The 22,151-nt window shown below is 64.0% G+C and carries 9 protein-coding genes; 6 read left to right on the forward strand and 3 right to left on the reverse strand.

The window, feature by feature from the left end:
* The first annotated feature begins 45 nt into the window (after positions 1-45).
* Positions 46-12,942 (forward strand): non-ribosomal peptide synthetase, encoded by a 12,897-nt coding sequence (locus JFT58_RS16925; protein WP_198834420.1) that lies wholly within the window; start codon positions 46-48, stop codon positions 12,940-12,942.
* A gap of 801 nt (positions 12,943-13,743) precedes the next feature.
* On the opposite strand, the gene dsbG is transcribed toward JFT58_RS16925, so the two are convergent.
* Genes dsbG through dsbD form a run of 3 tightly spaced genes read right to left on the reverse strand, consistent with a single transcriptional unit; the run spans position 13,744 to position 17,053 of the window.
* Positions 13,744-14,505: a thiol:disulfide interchange protein DsbG gene (gene dsbG / locus JFT58_RS16930; RefSeq protein WP_054896344.1), complete on the reverse strand. Its 762-nt coding sequence runs from the start codon at positions 14,503-14,505 to the stop codon at positions 13,744-13,746.
* Positions 14,481-15,326 (reverse strand): TlpA disulfide reductase family protein, encoded by an 846-nt coding sequence (locus tag JFT58_RS16935; protein ID WP_034126122.1) that lies wholly within the window; start codon positions 15,324-15,326, stop codon positions 14,481-14,483. The genes dsbG and JFT58_RS16935 overlap by 25 nt, the downstream gene beginning before the upstream one ends.
* Entirely contained in the window at positions 15,326-17,053 is a 1,728-nt protein-coding gene (gene dsbD / locus JFT58_RS16940) for a protein-disulfide reductase DsbD (RefSeq protein WP_034126123.1), read from the reverse strand. The genes JFT58_RS16935 and dsbD overlap by 1 nt, the downstream gene beginning before the upstream one ends.
* 175 nt (positions 17,054-17,228) lie before the next feature.
* Here dsbD and JFT58_RS16945 point away from each other — a divergent pair, with 175 nt between their 5' ends.
* The 5 genes from JFT58_RS16945 to JFT58_RS16965 all read left to right on the forward strand — a co-directional run bounded on the left by JFT58_RS16945 (position 17,229) and on the right by JFT58_RS16965 (position 22,101).
* On the forward strand, positions 17,229-17,909 hold the full coding sequence (locus tag JFT58_RS16945) for a response regulator (protein ID WP_034126124.1): 681 nt from the start codon (positions 17,229-17,231) through the stop codon (positions 17,907-17,909).
* Positions 17,909-19,228 carry an ATP-binding protein gene (locus JFT58_RS16950; protein ID WP_054896343.1) on the forward strand — a complete coding sequence of 440 codons (1,320 nt, stop codon included), beginning with the start codon at positions 17,909-17,911 and terminating at the stop codon, positions 19,226-19,228. Before JFT58_RS16945 ends, JFT58_RS16950 begins: the two co-directional genes overlap by 1 nt.
* Before the next feature lie 123 nt (positions 19,229-19,351).
* The gene (locus tag JFT58_RS16955; RefSeq protein ID WP_054896342.1) at positions 19,352-20,119 is read left to right on the forward strand and encodes an N-acetylmuramoyl-L-alanine amidase; all 768 of its coding nucleotides are present in this window, start codon (positions 19,352-19,354) and stop codon (positions 20,117-20,119) included.
* A 274-nt stretch (positions 20,120-20,393) separates the two neighbouring features.
* Entirely contained in the window at positions 20,394-21,794 is a 1,401-nt protein-coding gene (locus JFT58_RS16960) for an aspartate aminotransferase family protein (RefSeq protein ID WP_054896341.1), read from the forward strand.
* 82 nt (positions 21,795-21,876) lie between these two features.
* The gene (locus JFT58_RS16965) at positions 21,877-22,101 is read left to right on the forward strand and encodes an MbtH family protein (RefSeq protein ID WP_003192847.1); all 225 of its coding nucleotides are present in this window, start codon (positions 21,877-21,879) and stop codon (positions 22,099-22,101) included.
* Positions 22,102-22,151: the final 50 nt, after the last annotated feature.

Below are 22,151 nucleotides of genomic sequence, written 5' to 3' on the forward strand. Positions count from 1 at the left end.
ACTTCTTCCCGAATTTCCCGTAAGCCGATTTCAGGCAGGAACCCCATGATGGACGCCTTCGAACTCCCCCGCACCCTGGTCCAGTCCCTTCAACAGCGTGCTGCGCAGACGCCGGACCAGGTGGCGTTGCGCTTCCTCGCCGAGAGTGCCGAGCACAGTGTGGTGCTCAGTTATCGCGACCTCGACCAACGCGCCCGCACCATCGCCGCGGCCTTGCAAGCCAACGCTGGCCTGGGCGAGCGTGCGGTGTTGCTGTTCCCGAGCGGCCCGGACTATGTGGCGGCGTTCTTTGGTTGCCTGTACGCCGGGGTGATCGCGGTGCCGGCGTATCCACCGGAATCCACGCGTCGTCATCACCAGGAGCGCCTGCTGTCGATCATCAGCGATGCTGAGCCGCGGCTGCTGTTGACCATTGCCAGCCTCAGCGAGGGCCTGGCGCAGATTGAAAACGCGCCCAAGGTGTTGAGCGTCGACACCCTGGAGGCGCAGCAGGCCGACCAGTGGGTCGAGCCCGACCTCAAGGCGGACGACATCGCGTTCCTGCAATACACCTCCGGCTCCACCGCATTGCCCAAGGGCGTGCAAGTCAGCCACGGCAACCTGGTGGCCAACGAAGTGCTGATCCGCCGTGGTTTTGGCATCGACCTCAACCCCGATGACGTGATCGTCAGTTGGTTGCCGCTGTACCACGACATGGGCCTGATCGGCGGCCTGCTGCAACCGATCTTCAGCGGCGTGCCCTGCGTGTTGATGTCGCCGGCCTACTTCCTTGGCCGACCTTTGCGCTGGCTGGAGGCGATCAGCGAATACGGCGGCACCATCAGCGGTGGCCCGGACTTCGCCTACCGCCTGTGCAGCGAACGAGTCAGTGAGTCGGCCCTGGAGCGCCTGGATTTGAGCCGCTGGCGCGTCGCCTATTCGGGTTCCGAGCCGATCCGCCTCGACACCCTGGAACGCTTTGCGGAAAAATTCGCGGCCTGTGGTTTCACCCCGAATAATTTCTTCGCCTCCTACGGTCTGGCCGAAGCCACCCTGTTTGTCGCCGGAGGTACCCGTGGCCGTGGCATTCCCGCCCTGCGCCTGGACGAACAGGCGCTGGCCGCCAACCGTGCCGAACCGGGGCAGGGCCCTGCGATCATGAGTTGCGGCACCAGCCAGCCGAACCACGCCGTGCTGATCGCCGACCCGCACACCCTCACCGAGCTGCCCGACCAGTGCGTCGGCGAACTCTGGGCCACGGGCCCGAGCATCGCCCACGGCTACTGGCGCAACCCGCAAGCCAGCGCCAAGACCTTCGTTCAGCATGCTGGCCGCACCTGGTTGCGCACCGGTGACCTGGGTTTTATCCGCGACGGTGAGGTGTACATCACCGGGCGCCTGAAAGACCTGCTGATCGTGCGCGGCCACAACCTTTACCCCCAGGACATCGAACAGACCATCGAGCGCGAAGTGGAAGTGGTGCGCAAGGGTCGGGTCGCCGCGTTTGCGGTCAATGACCAGGGCCTGGAAGGCATCGGCATCGCCGCGGAAATCAGCCGCAGCGTGCAGAAAATCCTGCCGCCCGAAGCGCTGATCAAAGCGATCCGCCAAGCCGTGGCCGAGGCCTGCCAGCAAGCTCCGAGCGTGGTGGTGCTGCTCAACCCAGGCGCTTTGCCGAAGACCTCCAGCGGCAAAGTGCAGCGTGCGGCCTGTGCGATTCGGCATGCCGATGGCAGCCTCGACAGCTACGCGCAGTTCCCCGGGCAGCCGGGGCAGGCGAGCGAAGTGGCGCTGGAATCGGACCTGCAACGGCAGATCGCGGCGATCTGGTGCGAACAACTGCAACTGGCTCATGTGGCGGGCGACGATCACTTTTTCCTGCTGGGGGGCAACTCCATCACCGCGACCCAAGTGGTCGCCCGCCTGCGCGAAAGCCTGGGGCTGGAACTGAGCCTGCGCCTGCTGTTCGAAGCGCCGACCCTCGCCGCCTTCGCCACGGCCGTCGCGCAACTGCAACAGGATGGCGGCGTGGCCCAAGGCGCAATCCACGTGCTGTCACGTCAAGAAGACCTGCCCCAATCCCTGGCACAGAACCGCCTGTGGATCACCTGGCAATTGGACCCTCACAGCAGTGCCTACACCATTCCCGGCGCCTTGCACCTGCGCGGCGAGCTGGATGAAGACGCACTGCGCCACAGCTTCCAGCAACTGATCCAGCGTCACGAAGCCCTGCGCACGCGCTTCTGCGAGCGCGACGGCCAGGCGTTCCAGCGTGTCGAGGCTACGGCGGATTTCGAACTGCCGATCATCGACCTCAGTGACCTGCCCAACACCGAGCGCGAAGCCCGTGCGCAAGAGGTTCGCGAAGACCAGGCGCGCAGCCCGTTCGACCTGGAAAAAGGCCCGTTGCTTCGGGTTACCCTGGTGCGCCTGGGCGATGAAGAGCACCAACTGCTGGTGACGCTGCACCACATCATTGCTGACGGTTGGTCGCTGAATATCCTGATCGACGAGTTCTCGCGCCTGTACGCCGCTGCCGCCCAAGGCCAGTCCCTGGAGCTGCCGCCGCTGGCATTGCAATACGCCGACTACGGCAGTTGGCAGCGCCAATGGCTGGCCGAAGGCGAGGGCCAGCGACAGCTGACGTACTGGAAAGCGCAGTTGGGTGACGAGCATCCGGCCCTGAACCTGGCCACCGATCACCCGCGTGCCGCCCAGCATCGGCACAGCGCCTCGCGCCATAGCCAGCGCCTGGATGCGCGCCTCAGTGCGGCGATCCGCCAGACCGCCCAGGCCCATGACTCAACACCGTTCATGCTGCTGCTGGCGACGTTCCAGACCTTGCTCTATCGCTACAGCGGCCAGCGCGACATCCGTATCGGCGTGCCCAATGCCAACCGCCCACGCCATGAAACCCAGGGCCTGATCGGCTTCTTTATCAACACCCTGGTGCTGCGCGCCGAGCTGGACGGGCGCCTGCCGTTCAACCAACTGTTGGCCGCCACCCGCGAGACCACACTGGCCGCCCAGGCCCATCAGGACCTGCCCTTCGAACAACTGCTGGAAGCCTTCCCCCAGGCCCGCGAGCAGGGCCTGTTCCAGGTCATGTTCAACCACCAGCAGCGCGACCTCAGTGCCTTGCGCCGCCTGCCGGGCCTGCTGGCCGATGAGTTGCCCTGGCACAGCCGCGAAGCCAAGTTCGACCTGCAACTGCACAGCGAAGAAGACCGCAATGGGCGCTTGAGCCTGTCGTTCGACTACGCCGACGAGCTGTTCGATTGCGCGACCATCCAGCGTCTGGCCGAGCACTTCATCCATCTACTTCACGCTGTGTGCGCGCAACCACAACACGCCATCGGCGATCTGCCGTTGATGCAGGCTGACGAGCAGCAACCCTGGAGCGAGGCCCCCTGCGCGCCGGCCCGGCACTGGCTGCCCGAGCTGCTCAACCAACAGACGTCGGACGCCACCGCATTGGTCTGGCAGGACGGCAGCCTGACATTCGCCCAATTGCACACCCAGGCCAACCGCCTGGCCCATTACCTGCGCGACAAAGGCGTCGGCCCGGACGTGTGCGTGGCCATCGCCGCCGAGCGTTCGCCGCAACTGCTGATCGGCCTGCTCGCCATCATCAAGGCCGGTGGCGCCTACGTGCCGCTGGACCCGGATTACCCCGCCGAACGCCTGGCCTACATGCTCAAGGACAGCGGCGTGCAACTGCTGCTCACCCAGACCGCGTTGCTGCCCCAACTGCCCAGCGCCGAAGGCGTGTGCGTGATTGCCATGGACAGCCTGCACCTCGACAGCTGGCCGACCCAGGCGCCAGGCTTGCACCTGCATGGCGATAACCTCGCCTACGTGATCTACACCTCCGGTTCCACCGGCCAACCCAAAGGCGTGGGCAACACCCACGGCGCCCTGGCCGAGCGTTTGCAGTGGATGCAGGCCACCTATCAACTGAACGAAACCGATGTGCTGATGCAAAAGGCGCCGATCAGTTTCGACGTGTCGGTGTGGGAATGCTTCTGGCCATTGATTGCCGGCTGCCGCCTGGTATTGGCCGGGCCGGGCGAACATCGCGACCCGCACCGCATCGCGCAGCTTGTGCAGGAACATGGGGTGACCACGCTGCACTTCGTGCCGCCGCTGTTGCAGCTGTTTATCGACGAGCCGCTGGTGGCCGAATGCACCAGCCTGCGTCGCCTGTTCTCCGGCGGCGAAGCCTTGCCCGCCGAACTGCGTAACCGTGTACTGGCGCGCTTGCCAGCGGTGCAATTGCACAACCGCTATGGCCCGACCGAAACCGCGATCAACGTCACCCACTGGCAGTGCGCCGCCTCGGATGGCGAGCGCTCGCCGATTGGCCGGCCGTTGGGCAATGTGATCTGCCGCGTACTGGACGAGCAGCTCAACCCGTTGCCGGCCGGTGTGCCGGGCGAACTGTGCATCGGCGGTATCGGCCTGGCGCGGGGTTACCTGGGCCGTGCCGGGCTGACAGCCGAACGTTTTGTCGCCGACCCGCTGGGCGCGGCGGGCACCCGCTTGTATCGCACCGGTGACCGTGCGCGCTGGAACGCCGATGGCGTGCTCGAATACCTCGGACGCCTCGATCAGCAGGTCAAACTGCGGGGGTTCCGGGTGGAGCCGGAAGAAATCGAAGCGCGCCTGCTGGGCCAGGTAGGCGTTGTCCAGGCCGTGGTGCTGGTGCGTGATGCACAGTTGATCGGCTACTACACCGCCGACACCGAACTGGATGAGCAAAGGGTCAAAACCGCCCTGGCCGCCGAGTTGCCGGAGTACATGGTGCCCGCGCTGCTGATGCGCCTTGACGCCATGCCCCTGAGCCCCAGCGGCAAGCTCGACCGGCGTGCCTTGCCAGAGCCGGTATGGCAAACCCGCGAACACGTCGAACCGCACACACCTTTGCAGCTGCAAATCGCCGCGATCTGGCGCGAGGTGCTTGGCCTGCCACGCATCGGCCTGCGCGATGACTTTTTCGCACTCGGCGGGCACTCGTTGCTGGCCACGCAAATCATCTCCCGCACCCGCCAGGCCTGCGACGTCGAACTGCCCCTGCGCACGCTGTTCGAAGCCAGCGAGCTGGGCGATTTTGCCCAGCAGGTCGGGCTGATGCAGGCGGCGGGCCAGCGCAACCAACAGACTGCCATCGCCAAAGTCGACCGCAGCCAGCCGGTCCCTTTGTCCTATTCCCAGCAGCGCATGTGGTTCCTCTGGCAGATGGAACCGGACAGCCCGGCCTACAACGTCGGCGGCATGGCGCGCCTGCGCGGCGTGCTGGATGTGGGGCGTTTCGAGGCCGCCTTGCAGGCCTTGATCATGCGTCACGAAACCCTGCGCACCACTTTCCCAAGTGTCGATGGTGTGGCCTGTCAAAAGGTCTCGGCGCAAACCAATGTGCGCATGGACTGGCAGGATTTCTCCGCGCTGAATGAGCCGCAGCGCCAGCAGCGTTTGCAGCAACTGGCCGATGTCGAGGCGCACACGCCGTTCAACCTGGAAACCGGGCCGCTGTTGCGCGCCTGCCTGGTCAAGGCCGGCGAGCAGGAACATTACCTGGTGCTGACCCTGCACCATATCGTCACCGAAGGCTGGGCCATGGACATCTTTGCCCGTGAACTCAGCGCCTTGTATGAAGCCTTTATCGACGAGCGCGACTCACCGCTGCCAGCGTTGCCGGTGCAGTACCTCGACTACAGCGTATGGCAACGCCAGTGGATGGAAGCCGGTGAGCGCCAGCGTCAGCTGGACTACTGGACCGCCCAACTGGGCAACGAACACCCGTTGCTGGAATTGCCCGGCGACCGTCCGCGGCCACCGGTGCAAAGCCATCGGGGCGAGCTGTACCGGTTTGATTTGAGCGATGAGCTGGCCGCCCGCGTGCGAGCCTTCAACGCCCAGCACGGCCTCACGCTGTTCATGACCATGACCGCGACCCTGGCGGTGTTGCTCTACCGCTACAGCGGCCAGACCGACCTGCGCATCGGCGCGCCAGTGGCCAACCGTATCCGCCCGGAAAGCGAAGGCTTGATTGGCGCGTTCCTCAATACCCAGGTGCTGCGTTGCCAGCTCACTGGGCAGATGCGGGTCAGCGAGCTGTTCGAGCAGGTGCGCCATACCGTGATCGAGGGCCAGTCCCATCAGGACCTTCCGTTCGACCATCTGGTGGAAGCCCTGCAACCGCCGCGCAGCGCGGCGTACAACCCGTTGTTCCAGGTGATGTGCAACGTGCAGCGCTGGGAGTTCCAGCAAAGCCGCCAACTGGCTGGCATGACCGTGGAGTACCTGGCCAACGATGCGCGGGCGACCAAGTTCGACCTCAACCTGGAAGTCACCGACCTCGACCATCGCCTGGGTTGCTGCCTGACCTACAGCACCGACCTGTTCGACGAGCCGCGTATTGCGCGTATGGCCGAGCATTGGCGCAACCTGCTTGAAGCGTTGGTCGCCGATCCTGGCCAGCGCCTGAGCGAATTGCCGTTGCTGAGCGCAGATGAACAACGCGCCTTGCAAGACAGCCTGGGGGTGGAGAAGGGCGAGCATCGCCTCGACCAGTGCATCCATCAACTGTTCAGCCAGCAGGCCAGCCAGCGGCCGGAGGCCCCGGCGCTGACCTTTGCCGGTGTGACCCTCTCGTATGCGCAACTGGATGAGCGCGCCAACCGCCTGGCCTGGATGCTGCGCGAGCGTGGCGTGGGCCCGCAGATGCGCGTGGGCCTGGCGCTGCCGCGTTCGCTGGAAATGGTCGTCGGTTTGCTGGCGATCCTCAAGGCCGGCGGTGCCTATGTGCCGTTGGACCCGGAATACCCGCTGGACCGCCTGCATTACATGATCGAAGACAGTGACATCGGCCTGCTGCTCAGTGATGCGGCGCTGTTCGAAGCTCTTGGTGAGTTGCCGGCGACGGTGGCGTGCTGGTGCCTGGAGGATGACTCGCCGGTGCTGGCGAATTACCCCGCCGAAGCGCTGCCGTTCGTGAGTCTGGCGCAACACCAGGCGTACCTCATCTATACCTCGGGTTCCACGGGCAAGCCCAAAGGCGTGGTGGTGTCCCACGGTGAGATCGCCATGCATTGCCAGGCGGTGATCGAGCGCTTTGATATGCGCCCGGATGACTGCGAGCTGCACTTTTACTCGATCAACTTCGATGCTGCCACCGAGCGTTTGCTGGTGCCGCTGCTGTGCGGGGCGCGGGTGGTATTGCGCGCCCAGGGCCAGTGGGATGCGGAGGAAATCTGCGCGCTGATCCGTACCCATCGCATCAATGTGCTCGGTTTCACCCCGAGCTACGGCAGCCAGTTGGCGCAGTGGCTGGCGACTCAGCAACAGACGCTGCCGGTGCGCATGTGTATCACCGGTGGCGAAGCCTTGACCGGCGAACACCTGCAACGCATCCGTGCGGCGTTTACGCCCCAGCTGTTCTTCAACGCCTACGGCCCCACCGAAACCGTGGTGATGCCCCTGGCCAGCCTGGCGCCCGAGCAGTTGGAGGAGGGCGCTGGCAGCGTGCCGATCGGCAGCATCGTCGGCGAGCGCGTGGCTTACATTCTCGACGCCGACCTGGCGCTGGTGCCCCAGGGCGCCAGCGGCGAGCTGTACATCGGCGGCGCCGGCCTGGCCCAGGGTTATCATCAGCGGCCGGGGATGACGGCGGAGCGCTTTGTCGCAGACCCGTTTGCTGGCAAGGGCGGGCGCCTGTACCGCACCGGCGACCTGGTACGCCAACGCGCCGATGGCCTGGTGGAGTACCTGGGGCGCATCGACCATCAGGTGAAGATCCGCGGTTTTCGCATCGAGCTGGGCGAAATCGAAACGCGCTTGCTCGAACATGACGCTGTGCGCGAAGCGGTGGTGCTGGCACTGGATGCGCCGAGCGGCAAGCAATTGGTGGCGTACCTGGTCAGCGATGCCGAGCACGCCGCCTTGCGCGACGCGTTGAAGGCGCACCTCAAGGCGCAACTACCGGACTACATGGTGCCCGCGCATCTGATCGTGCTGCAGAGCATGCCGCTGACCGCCAACGGCAAGCTCGACCGCCGCGCCTTGCCTGAGCCGGACCCAGAGGCCAATCGCCAAGCCTACGTGGCGCCGCGCAGCGAGCTGGAACACAGCCTGGCCGCCATCTGGTGCGCGGTGCTGAACGTGGAGCAAGTGGGCCTCGACGATAACTTCTTTGAACTGGGCGGCGACTCGATCCTGTCGATCCAGGTGGTGAGCCGGGCGCGCCAGGCCGGCATTCATTTCAGCCCCCGTGACCTGTTCCAGCACCAGACCGTACAGAGCCTGGCTGCCGTGGCGACTCGCTCGGAGCTCATTATCGCCGAGCAAGGATTGCTGACCGGCCCCTCGGGCCTCACGCCGATCCAGCACTGGTTCTTCGACACCGACATCCCGGCGCGCCAGCACTGGAACCAGGCATTGGTGCTCAAGCCACTGCAACTGCTCGATGCCCATCGCCTGGAGCAAGCGCTGCTGGCGGTGCTGGAACACCACGACGCGCTGCGCTTGAGCTTTACCCCGCGCGATGCGCAATGGCATGCCGAACATATGGGCGTGCCGGAAGGCGGCGTGCTGCTGCAGGCGCAGGTGCGCGACATGCAGGCGTGCACGGCGTTGTTCACCGACACCCAGCGCAGCCTCGACCTGGCACAGGGGCCGCTGCTGCGCGCCTTGCTGGTGGACGGGCCGCAAGGTCAGCAGCGCTTGCTGATCGCCATCCATCACCTGGTGGTGGACGGCGTGTCGTGGCGCATCCTGCTGGAAGACCTGCAAAACGTTTATCGCCAACTCAGTGACGGCCAGTCCGTCAGCCTGCCGGCCAAGACCAGCGCGCTGCGCGATTGGGCTGCGCGCTTGCAAGCCTATGCCCACAGTGAGTCCTTGCGCGAAGAGTTGAGCCTGTGGCAAGCGCAACTAGCTGGCCCCACCGTGGCCTTGCCAGTACAGCGTCCCCAAGGCGCACGGCGCAATAGCGATGCCGAAACGGTCAGCGTGCGCCTGGATGCCGAGCGCACCCGGCAGTTGCTGCAACAGGCGCCGAGTGCCTATCGCACCCAGGTCAACGACCTGTTGCTGACCGCCCTGGCCCGCGTACTGTGCCGCTGGAGCGGGCAGGCCTCGGCACTGATCCAACTGGAAGGCCATGGCCGCGAAACCTTGTTCGATGACATCGACCTGACCCGCAGCGTGGGCTGGTTCACCAGTGCCTATCCGTTGCGTCTGACGCCGCAGGCCGAGCAGGGCGACTCGATCAAGGCGATCAAGGAGCAACTGCGCGGCGTGCCCCATAAAGGCTTGGGCTATGGCGTACTGCGTTACCTGGCCGAAGACCTGTGCAAGCAGAGCATGGCCGCATTGCCGAGCGCGCAGGTCACCTTCAACTACCTGGGTCAGTTCGACCAGAGCTTTGGCACTGACGCGCTGTTCCACCCGCTGGAGGAATCCGCCGGCCTGGCCCATGACCCGGATGCGCCGTTGCCCAATGAACTGAGCATCGACAGCCAGGTCTACGGCGGCGAGCTGGTGCTACGCTGGACGTTCAGCCGTGAGCGGCATGATCAGCAGGTGATTCGCGATCTGGCCGAGGCCTACCTGGGCGAATTGCACAGCCTGATCGCCCATTGCCTGCAGGCCGATGCCGGTGGCCTCACGCCGTCCGACTTCCCCCTGGCGCGCCTGACCCAGGTGCAACTGGACGCCTTGCCGGTCCCGGCCAGCGCCATCGAAGACGTCTACCCGCTGACCCCGATGCAGGAAGGCTTGCTGCTGCACACCCTGCTGGAGCCCGGCACCGGCCTGTATTACATGCAGGACCGCTACCGCATCAACAGCGCCCTGGACCCGGAGCGTTTTGCCCAGGTCTGGCAAGCGGTGATCGCCCGCCACGAAGCCTTGCGCGCCTCGTTCTGCTGGAACGTCGGCGAAGACATGCTGCAAGTGATCCACAAGCCCGGCAGTACGCCGATCGAGTACCTGGACTGGAGCGCCGACCCGCAGGATGAGCACGAGCCGCGTCTGCAAGCCTTGCTCAAGGCCGAGCGCGAAGCCGGTTTTGACCTGCTCAACCAGGCGCCTTTCCACTTGCGCCTGATTCGCGTGGGCGAGGCGCGCTACTGGTTCATGATGAGCAACCACCACATCCTGATCGATGCCTGGTGCCGTTCGCTGCTGATGAATGACTTCTTCGATATCTACACAGCCCTGGGCGAAGGCCGCGATGCGCAACTGGCGACGCCGCCGCGCTATCGCGACTACATTGCCTGGCTGCAACGCCAGAACCTCAACGAGGCGCGCCAGTGGTGGCAGCAAAACTTGCAAGGCTTCGAGCGCGCCACGCCGATCCCGAGTGACCGCCCGTTCCTGCGCGAACACGCCGGTGGCAGTGGCGGCATGGTGGTGGGCGACTGCTACACCCGCCTGGATGCCCGCGACGGTGCGCAACTGCGCGAACTGGCCCAGGCGCATCAGCTTACCGTCAACACTTTCGCCCAGGCGGCGTGGGCCCTGGTGCTGCGGCGTTTGAGTGGCGATCGCGACGTGCTGTTCGGCGTCACCGTGGCTGGTCGCCCGGTGGACATGCCCGAGATGCAACGCACTGTCGGCCTGTTTATCAACAGCATCGCGTTGCGGGTAAAACTGCCCGAGGACGGCCAGCGCTGCAGCGTGCGCCAGTGGTTGAGCGCCTTGCTCGACAGCAATATGCAACTGCGCGAGTACGAATACCTGCCGTTGGTGACGATCCAGGAACACAGCGAATTGCCCAAGGGCCAGCCGCTGTTCGACAGCCTGTTTGTGTTTGAGAACGCGCCAGTGGAAGTCTCGGTGCTGGACCGTGCACAAAGCCTGAACGCCACCTCGGATTCTGGCCGTACCCACACCAACTTCCCGCTGACGGCGGTGTGCTACCCCGGCGATGACCTCGGTTTGCACCTGTCCTACGACCAGCGTTATTTCGACGAAAGCACCGTGCAAGACATGCTCGCTGAGTTCAAGCGCCTGTTGCTGGCGCTGGTGCAGGGCTTCCATGGTGACATGGACGAGCTGGCGCTGATGGGTGAGCAGGAACGTGAATTCCTCGTGGAAGGCTGTAACCAGAGCGCACATGCCTACCCGCTGGAACGCAGCTATATCGAGTTGTTCGAGGAGCAGGTCGCGCAGCATCCGCAGCGTATCGCCGCCAGTTGTCTTGACCAGCAATGGAGCTACGAGGATCTGAATCGCCGCAGCAATGGCCTCGGCCACGCGCTGATTGCGGCGGGTGTCGGCCTGGACCAACCGGTGGCGTTGTTGGCTGAACGTGGGCTGGATTTGCTCGGTATGATCATCGGCAGCTTCAAGGCCGGCGCCGGCTACCTGCCGTTGGACCCGGGCCTGCCGGGCCAGCGCCTGAGCCGCATCATCGACCTGAGCCGCACGCCGTTGCTGGTGTGCACCGAGGCGTGCCGTGAACAGGCCATCGAGTTGCTCGAAGGTGTCGATTGCCAGTTGCTGGTGTGGGAGGAAATTCCCGCCCGTGGTGAAAACCCAGGTGTCTACAGTGGCCCGGACAACCTTGCTTACGTGATCTACACCTCAGGCTCCACCGGCTTGCCCAAGGGTGTGATGGTGGAACAGCGCGGCATGCTCAATAACCAATTGAGCAAGGTACCGTACCTGAACCTGAGCGATGCCGATGTGATCGCCCAGACCGCGTCGCAAAGCTTCGATATTTCTGTGTGGCAGTTCCTCGCCGCGCCGCTGTTTGGCGCGCGTGTGGACATTGTGCCCAATACCATCGCCCATGATCCGCAAGGGTTGCTGGCCCACGTTCAAGCACAGGGCATCACCGTGCTGGAGAGTGTGCCGTCGCTGATCCAGGGCATGCTGGCCCAGGAGCGTATCAGCCTCGAGGGCCTGCGCTGGATGTTGCCGACCGGGGAGGCCATGCCGCCGGAGTTGGCCCATCAGTGGCTGCTGCGTTACCCGCAAATTGGCCTGGTGAATGCCTACGGCCCGGCGGAATGCTCCGATGATGTGGCCTTCTTCCGCGTCGATCTGGCGTCGACCCGTGGCACTTACCTGCCGATTGGTACGCCGACCGACAACAACCGCTTGTACCTGCTGGAAGGCGCTTTAGAGTTGGTGCCTCAAGGGGCGGTGGGCGAGTTGTGCGTCGCCGGCACCGGTGTCGGTCGTGGCTATGTCAGCGATCCGCTGCGCACCGCCCAGGTGTTTGTACCCAACCCCTTTGGCGCGCCTGGTGAGCGCCTCTACCGTACCGGCGACCTGGCACGGCGTCGCAGCGATGGGGTGCTGGAGTATGTCGGGCGTATCGACCACCAGGTGAAGATTCGCGGCTACCGCATCGAACTGGGTGAAATCGAAGCGCGCCTGCATGAACAACCGCTCGTGCGCGACGCGGCGGTGGGTGTGCAAGAGGGGGCCAATGGCAAACATCTGGTCGGCTACCTGGTGGCCGCCGATGCCACGCTGGAACCGAGTGAACAGCTGGAGCGCGTCAAGCAACGCCTGCGTACCGAACTGCCGGAATACATGGTGCCACTGCATTGGCTATGGCTTGACCGCCTGCCCCTTAATGCCAACGGCAAGCTCGACCGCAAGGCCCTGCCGGCCCTGGAGATCGGCCAGTTGCACAATCAGGACTATGTGGCGCCGTGCACTGAACTGGAAACCGCGTTGGCGGGTATCTGGGCCGAGGTGCTGAAGGTCGAACGGGTCGGGGTGCAGGACAACTTCTTCGAACTGGGCGGGCACTCGCTGCTGGCCACGCAGATTGCCTCGCGGGTGCAGAAGACACTGCAGCGCGATGTGCCGTTGCGGGCGATGTTCGAGTGCAGCACCGTGGCGGAGTTGGCCGAGTATATCGAGGGGGTGGCAGGCAATGAGATCAGTGCCGAGAAGGTGGATCGGTTGAGTGATTTGATGGCGGAGTTGGAAGGGCTTTGATCTTCGTTGTCTGTCAGGGCCTCATTGCAGCATAGGCATCTACACAGCTGGACCTGTGGCGAGGGAGCTTGCTCCCGTGACGGCCTGGCAGCCGACGCTGATCGAGCTGGTGCACCGCGATCCAAATGTGGGAGCTGGCTTGCCTGCGAAGACGGCCTGCCAGCCGACACCTATCTACCTGAGGCCCCGTGATCAAATTGTGGGAGCTGGCTTGCCTGCGATAGCGGCCTGACAGCCGACACAGGTGTCAGACCGAGTACATATCCATTCCTGCGGTAACGGCCACTTAGGGTTCCGCTCTTACAGCGGGTCACTTTTGGAAAAGAGCCCCAAAAGTAACCAAAAGGGCTCCTGCCCCACCACTCGGCACCTCGCCTAGGCTCGGTGTGCCCGTAATCCGTCAGTGATTTGGGGGGCCGCCGCCACGCGCCATCCATGGCGCGGGGCGGCTAAACCGGCATCCCTGCCGGTTTACCCCCCAAATCCCTGTCGAATTCCGGCCAGCGTGGTTTAACGGGGCGCTTAAGATCAAGATCAAAAGCAGATCAAGAGCAAGAGCGACTCGCTTCGCATCGTGGTTACCGTCTGCTGTTACAACCCACAAAGTTGTGTAGATACCTATGCTCATCGCAGGCAAGCCAGCTCGCACATTGGATCGCGGGGCATCAGTTATATCTGTGTCGGCTGCCAGGCCGTCACGGGAGCAAGCTCCCTCGCCACAGATTTAGCGTCGTGCCGAAGTTGTGTAGATACCTATGCTCATCGCTGGCTTGCCTGCGATGGCGCCCGCGAGGGCGGCGCTTATTTTGGCCCGAGAATTTTCACTAACTTATCCGGCGAAGGCGCCCCTTGCTGCTGCTGCAACCCACCCTTGTCATCCAGATAGAAGATCGCCGGCGTCGCCGACAACTCCAGTTCATCCATCAGCTTCATATTGGCATCAAGCTTGGCCTCGACCTCGGCCGGGATCTTTTCCAGCGCCTTGAGCTTGCTGCCCTTGCCGGCGGCTTCGTGTTCTTGCAGGGCTTTTTGCGGGTCTTTGGCGGCGAGCAGGGCGGCGGATTTGCCTGGGCTGTCTTCGCGGATGATGCCGACCATGATGTGGCGCAACTGCACCTTGCCGGCCTTCACCCACGGGCGGGCCTGTTCCCAGAACATGTTGCAGTACGGGCAGTTGGGGTCGCTGAACAGGTAGACGGTGCGCGGGGCGTCTTTATCGCCATCCTGGATCCAGCTGCTGTTTTCCATCTTGGCCCAGACTTCCTTGGCCATCGGCGCGTACACCAGTTTTTCCAGGGGCGCGGTGCTCAGGTCATTGCCTTGGGCGTCGTACAGGTTGCCCGCGATCACGTGCTTGCCGTCGGCGGTCAGGTACAGGGCCATGCCACGGTTCTGGTACTGGGCGGCGTAGCCGGTGAGGCCGCTGGGGGCATCGAATTTGCCGATGATCTTGGCACCTTTGGCTTCGATCTGTTTGATCGGGGCCGGCAGGTCTTCGGCCTGGGCCAGCGTAGCGGCTAGCGTCAAAGGCAGCAGGGTCAGCAGGTGGCGGAGGCGAGGCATGTCGGTTTCCTTGTCGTGGTGTTGTCGAAGGGTTCCATGGCACGGGCCAGGCTGGCTTCGGAGAGTTCGCCCAGGTGGCTGTTGATCAGGCGCCCATCGGCTTGGTAGAACAACGTAGTCGGCAGCGCCATGGAACCCACGGCCTGGCCGAGGCGGCCGCTGGCGTCGAACAGCACGTTGTCGAGGTTCAGGCCCTGGGTGGCCAGGTAAGTGCTGACGCTTTGCATGCTTTCGGCCTGGTTGACGAACAGGAAGGTCACATCGGGGCGCATGCGCTGGGCGTTTTCCAGCACCGGCATTTCGCGTCGGCACGGCGGGCACCAGGTGGCCCAGAGGTTGATCACCAACGGGCCGCCTTGATAATCCGCCAGTTGCACCACCTCGCCATTGGCATTGCGCAGGGTGATATCCGGCAGGCGCGTGCCTTTTTCGTACAGACTGAGGGACAGGCTGGTCATGCCCCAGAACACCAGGCCGGTGATCACCCCGGCGCTGAGCGGCTTGCGCAGGGCAGGGCGACGCCAGCCGTAGACCAGCGCGCCGAGGATCAGCGCGATGATCCCGGGCCAGGCGAGAAAGCCGCCGTCACGCAGGTCGACCATCTCCACCCAGTCGTGGCTGTAATAACTCCAGTACATCAGCACAAAGCTGACGCGGGCGGCGAGCAGGCCCAGCAGAAACAGGCTGAACAGCACCGACTCCGGGTTTTCGCCGCCGCGCTTGGCCACGCGCCAGCCCACCAGGGTGGCGAGAATCAGCGCGCTGATCAGCAGCAGGTGATTCAGGGCGATGGCGAAGGTGCCGATGGTGAGGGTCAGCATCAGAGAGCGTCCCGCGTCTGGGTCCAGCGTTGCAGGAAGGCGGCGGCGTCTACTTCGCCGGTGATGCGTTGGGCGCGGCGTTCTTCACCGTCCGGGCCGATCCACACGAAGCTCGGTGGCCCTGGCACTTTGTAGCGGCCCAGCAGCTCGCGGCTGGCGGCGTTGTCGGCGGTGACGTCCAGGCGTAACAGGCGCACGTCTTTGAGCGCGTCCATCACCTCGGGTTTGCCGAACACCTGTTTCTCCATGATCTTGCACGACACGCACCAGTCGGCGTAGTAGTCCAGCAGCACCCATTGGCCCTGGGCCTTGGCACTGTCGAGCTGGCTTTGCAGCACGGCCGGGTCGTTGATCGTGGTGAAGGCATCGTGGGCGCTCGGTGCACCGGCGACCTTTGAGCCACTGTAAACCTTCAAGGGTTGCCACAGCTCATCGCTGCCACCGGCCGCCCCCACCACCAGCACCGCGCCCCACAGACCCAGCACCAGGGAACCAGCGCCGAATACCTTGGCCGCCAGGCCGGACTCACGGGCCAGCGCCCAGCCACAGTACGCCATCACCAGCGCCAAGGCGCCCCACAGGCCGATCCACAGGCTGTCGCCGACCACCGGGCGAATCATCAGCACCGCGGTGCCCAGGAACAGGAAGCCGAAGATGCCCTTGAGCACGTTCATCCAGGTGCCCGGCTTGGGCAGGAAGCGATTGCCCACAGTCACCAGCAGCAACAGCGGGATGCCGATACCGATGCCCATGGCAAACAGGATCAGCCCCCCGTGCAGCGCATTGCCGCTCTGGGCGATGTACAGCAGGGCGCCAGCCAGGGGCGCGGTCATGCACGGCCCCACCAGCAGGCCGGACAACGCGCCGAGCACACCGGCACCTACCAGGCTGCCACCGCTTTGCTGGCGGCTGACGTTATCGAGGCGGTCGCGCAGGAAGGCGGGCAGTTGCAGTTCAAAGAAGCCGAACATCGGCAGGGCGAGCAGCACGAACAACGCCGCAAAGCTGCCGAGGATCCACGGGGTTTGCAGTAACGCCGCCAGGTTGGCGCCGAGCAACGCGGCCATCACCCCCAGGGCGGCATACACCAGCGCCATGCACACCACGTAGCTGCCGGCCAGGGCAAAGCCGCGACGCGGGCTGGCGCCGCTACCGACCACCAGGCCAGCGAGGATCGGCAGCATCGGCAACGAGCAGGGCGCAAACGCCAACAGCAGGCCCAGGCCGAAGAACACCAGCAGGCTCCACCCCAGGCTGCGCTGCTGCAGGCCGCTGGCCAGGCTTTGATCCTGGGCTTGCGCGGTCGCGGCGACGGCCGGGTTGCCGCCCAGGTCCACGGTGATCGACTGCGGCGGATAGCACAGGCCCGCATCGGCGCAGCCCTGCCAGCCGAGCTTGACCTGGCCGGTGGTGCCAGCGGGGATCTTCACTTCCAGGCCCTGGCGATACACCTGTTGTTCACCAAAGAACTCGTCGCTATGGGCTTCACCCTCGGGCAGCACGGGTTTTTCGGCCAGGCCGTCGAACTTCATGCGCTGCTGGTACAGGTAGTAACCGTCGGCAATCTGCCAAAACAGCTGGGTTTCGCCGCTTTCAAGACGTTCGGAGGTAAAGGCGAAGGCTTTGCCTACCGGGAGGAAGTCGGGTTTGGTTTCGAAGGGGCTGCCCGGCGCTGCCTGGGCGAATCCCGCGAACAACACCAGCAGAAAGGTAAACAGATGCCGCATGGTCAAGCCTTAGTTCGATGCAAGTGAGGCACACAATGTGTGGCGTTGATTAACCGATGATTAACCGCCGCTATTCTAGAGCGTAGGGATTGTCCAGTGTTGCGAACTTTAGCGGCATAATGCGCGCTTAATCCGTGGCTTTTCTAATCGCGCCATCTTTCATGAAGGGTTAACCATGCACGTACTGGTCTGTGAAGACGACGAACTGATCGCCAGTGGCATCGTGGCCGGCCTGACCGCCCAGGGCTTTACCGTGGAGCGCGTGGCCACGGCCTCGGCGGCGCGGGCGATGCTCAAGGCCGCGGCCTTCGACATCATGGTGCTCGACCTTGGCCTGCCCGACGAAGACGGCCTCAAGCTGCTGCAACAACAGCGCAGCCAGGGGTTGGACATTCCGGTGCTGATCCTCACCGCGCGGGACTCGGTGACCAACCGCGTCGATGGCTTGCAAGCCGGCGCCGACGATTACCTGCTCAAGCCCTTCGACTTGCGTGAACTCGCCGCTCGCCTGCAAACCCTGTTGCGCCGGGTGGCGGGGCGCAGCGTCAACCTGATCGAACATGGGCGCCTGGCCTACGACCCCAGCAGCCGCGAGACCTTCCTCGGCGGCCAGCCGGTGGATCTGTCCCGGCGTGAACAGGCGTTGTTGCAGGCACTGTTGCACAACAAGGGCCGCGTACTGTCCAGCGAACAGCTCAAGGACAGCGTCTACGGCTTCAGCGACGAACTGGAAAGCAACGCCCTCAACGTGCATATCCACCACCTGCGGCGCAAGTTGGGCAATGGCATCGTGGAAACCGTCAGGGGGCTGGGCTATCGCCTGGGTACGGCTGATGGGGGAGACAACACGCCGTGATGAGCTTGCGTCTGCGCCTGACGTTCAAGCTGGGCGCCGCTTTTGTACTGATCTGGGTGCTGGCGGCCGCCTGGATGCTCAACGACTTGCGCAACCAGATGATGTTTTCCCTCGACCAGCGCCTGGTGGCCTCTGCGCGCATGGTGGCCGGGCTCACCGAGCAGATGCCGGGCCTGGCCAGCGTCAGCGGGGGCGCGCATTTGCGCACCGAACAACTGAATGTGCCGGGTGGCATGGCTTGCCAGGTCAGCTCCTTGCGTGGCGAGATCCTGGCGCGCAGTCATACCACTCCGGAGGAAGGGTTGGAGTCGCGCCGCAGCGGCTTTCGCGACCAGATCATCGACGGCGTGGGCTGGCGCAGTTTTACCCTGTCCCGTGGCGACTTGCTGATCACCACCGCCGACCGCCAGGTGGAGCGTGAAGCCCTCAACCTGTCGATCCTGCTGGCGGCGTCGGTGCCGGTCGGCGTGGCATTGCTGGGCTGCCTGTGCCTGCTGTGGCTGGGCATTGGCCAGAGCCTGGTGCCGCTCAACCGTATGCGGGATGCCCTGATGCGGCGCAGTGTCGACTCCCTCGAGCCTCTGCAGATTCATCCTCTGCCCAGTGAACTCAAGCCGTTGCTCGACACCCAGAACCAACTGCTGCAGCGCATCGCCAAGACCATCGAGCGCGAACGTCGCCTGACCGGTGACGCCGCCCATGAACTGCGCAGCCCGTTGACCGCGATCAAGACCCACCTGCAAGTCGCGCGCATGACCGAGGGCGCGGCCCGCGACCAGTCCCTGGCGCACGCCGAGGAGGGCGCCGATCGCTTGCATCGCACCCTGGAGCAACTGTTGTTGCTGGCGCGGGTGGAGGGCAGCCTGTCGTTTGACGATGGCCTGCAGTCCAGTGCCGAGGAAGTCGCCCGGTTGGCGATCCAGGATGCCAACGCCGGCGACAATTCACGCATTGATCTGATCCTGGCGCCGGATCTTTCCCCTGTTCCAGTGGCAATGCCTGTGGGTCTTGCCGTCGCGGCCTTGCGTAACCTGCTGGACAACGCCTTGCGCCATACCCCGGCCGATACCCGCGTGGAACTGCAGGTGTTTTCTACCTTGAATAATGTGGTGTTCCGCGTGCGTGACCATGGCCAGCAGATCTCCAGCGAAGACCTGCAATACCTCACCCAACGCTTCTGGCGCAATGGCAGCAGCGAAGGCTGTGGCCTGGGCCTGGCGATTGTCCAGGCGATCGTGCAGCGCTGTTCCTGCTCGCTGCACTTCGACAGCCAGCCCGACGGTATGCGGGTTGATCTGGGTATGCCGTTGCGGCGCTGAGCTGCCCTTTTCACGTGGCAAATAATTACCGCCCGCCTGAGGCTCAAGCCTTCAGGATGGCGGTAATTTTTTTGCGCTTGAACGGGCCGAATGAGTCGGCTCGAAATGAAAAGGACTGTTCTTATGTTGGTGATCGACACCAGTTTCCCCGCCAGGGATTTCAACGACCGCCGCGGCGAATCCGTGCAGCAGGTGCTTGTGCACTACACCGCCGCGCCCTTTGCTTCCTCGCTACGCACCCTCACCCAAGATGGCGTCAGCGCTCACTATCTGCTGCCCGATCCCGCTGAACCCAGCTACCGCGCTGCCGGTTATGAAGAGCTGCGGGTGTTTCGCCTGGTGGACGAGGACCAGCGCGCCTGGCACGCAGGCGTGAGCTATTGGGCGGGGAAGGCCGATCTCAACAGCCGCTCGGTGGGCATTGAAATCGTCAACCTGGCGCGGGATGAAGCGGGGGTCTTTACCTTTCCGGAGTACGCACCGGCACAGATTGACCTACTGATTGAATTGCTTCGCGACCTGCTGGAGCGCTATCCGCAGGTGGGCCCCACTGACTGGCTCGGGCATTCGGACGTGGCCTACTGGCGCAAGAGCGACCCTGGGCCTCGGTTGCCCTGGCGTGTGCTGCATGAGGCCGGCATCGGGGCCTGGTTTGATGAATCGAGCCGGGCGATGTACCAGCGCCGCTTTTGTCTCGGCTTGCCGCCGGAGGTCGAAGTGGAGCGGGCGTTTCAGCGTTATGGCTACAAGCCCGCGCAGAATCGCCGGGCCTTTGAACAGCGCACCCGGGCGTTCCAGATGCACTTTCGGCCACGGGATTATTGTGGATTCCTGGATGCAGAGACGTGCGCGATCTTGTATGCCCTGAACGAAAAGTACCGCGGGATTTAATACCGAGCACTGTTCAAATGTAGGAGCGAGCTTGCTCGCGAAAAACGTCAACGATACCGCGGGCTTTCTGGATGAACGCGGCGCCGGGGAGTTTTTCGCGAGCAAGCTCGCTCCTACAATTGGATCTTCATTCATCAGTTAACAACCCTCGTCCCCTAAATCCTTTTCACGCTGAAGCGTCTCCACAACAGGAAATCCGTGCGCATGCCCTTGGGCCAGACGCCAACGGATCGGCAGTTTGGTCACGATCATCAGCGTATTGAGGGATCCACAGATGTCAGTCGCTACCAGCCGTATCGAAGACGCCCCGGTGCAGGCCGCGGAAACGCTCTATCAGTTTGACGAAAGCCCGCTGCTGGCCCGCCAGCGCCAGCAGGAATCCAACGCCCGCAGCTACCCACGGCGCATCCCCCTGGCACTCAAACGCGCCAAGGGCATTTACGTGGAGGACGTCGAGGGGCGCCGGTTCATCGATTGCCTGGCCGGTGCCGGAACCCTGGCGCTGGGGCATAACCACCCGGTGGTGATCCAGGCCATCCAGCAAGTGCTGAGCGACGAACTGCCCCTGCATACTCTGGACCTGACTACGCCGGTCAAGGATCAATTCGTGCAGGACCTGTTCGGTTTGCTCCCGTCGGAACTGGCGCGAGAAGCGAAAATCCAGTTCTGCGGCCCCACCGGCACTGATGCGGTGGAAGCCGCGTTGAAGCTGGTGCGCACTGCTACCGGGCGCAGCACCGTGCTGTCGTTCCAGGGCGGCTATCACGGCATGAGCCAGGGCGCGCTGAGTTTGATGGGCAGCCTGGGGCCAAAGAAACCCTTGGGCGCCTTGCTCGGCAATGGCGTGCAATTCCTGCCATTCCCGTATGACTACCGTTGCCCGTTTGGGCTGGGTGGCGCCGAAGGTGTGCGGGTCAACCTGCATTACCTGGAAAACCTGCTCAACGACCCGGAAGCCGGCGTGCTGTTGCCAGCGGCGGTGATTGTCGAAGTGGTCCAGGGTGAGGGCGGCGTAATCCCGGCGGACCTCGACTGGCTGCGTGGCCTGCGCCGTATCACCGCGCAAGCGGGGGTGGCGCTGATCGTCGATGAGATCCAGAGCGGTTTTGGGCGTACCGGCAAAATGTTTGCCTTCGAACACGCCGGCATCATTCCGGACGTGGTGGTCATGTCCAAGGCGATTGGCGGCAGCCTGCCGTTGGCGGTGGTGGTGTATCGCGACTGGCTCGACACCTGGCTGCCGGGCGCCCATGCCGGGACGTTCCGCGGCAACCAGATGGCGATGGCGGCGGGCTCGGCGGTGATGCGCTACCTCAAGGATCACGACCTGGCAGGCCATGCGGCGACCATGGGCGAGCGCCTGGGCGAACACCTGCGCATCCTGCAGCGCGACTTCCCGCACCTGGGGGATATCCGTGGGCGTGGGCTGATGCTGGGGGTGGAGCTGGTAGACCCGACTGGCACGCCTGATAGTCAGGGCCACCCACCGGTGCATCGCCAGTTGGCGCCGCTGGTGCAGCGCGAATGCCTCAAGCGCGGGCTGATCCTGGAACTGGGCGGGCGCCATGGCAGTGTGGTGCGTTTCCTGCCACCGCTGGTGATCACCGCTGGCGAAGTCGACCAGGTGGCTGAGATTTTCGGGCGTGCCTTGGCGGCGGCCGTGGCCAGCCTGTAATTTTCCAGGCCCTTGGTACGTTTCTACAGATATCGGTGCTGCGCGTGGTGCGCAGCCAGCCTTTGAGCGACGGAGAACAGCAATGACCTCAGTATTTGACCGCGACGACATCCTCTTTCAGGTAGTGGTCAACCATGAAGAACAGTATTCGATCTGGCCCGACTACAAGGCCGTGCCGGAAGGCTGGCGCACCGTGGGCAAGAGTGGCATGAAGAAGGAATGCCTAGCGTATATCGAGGAAGTGTGGACCGACATGCGGCCGTTGAGCCTGCGCCAGAAAATGGATGGCGCGGCCCTCGCCAACTGATTCACCCCAATACACTGTAGGAGCGAGCTTGCTCGCGAAGAACGCAAGAA

The sequence above is a fragment of the Pseudomonas sp. MF6767 genome (assembly GCF_016405475.1).
Lineage (GTDB): Bacteria > Pseudomonadota > Gammaproteobacteria > Pseudomonadales > Pseudomonadaceae > Aquipseudomonas > Aquipseudomonas paracarnis.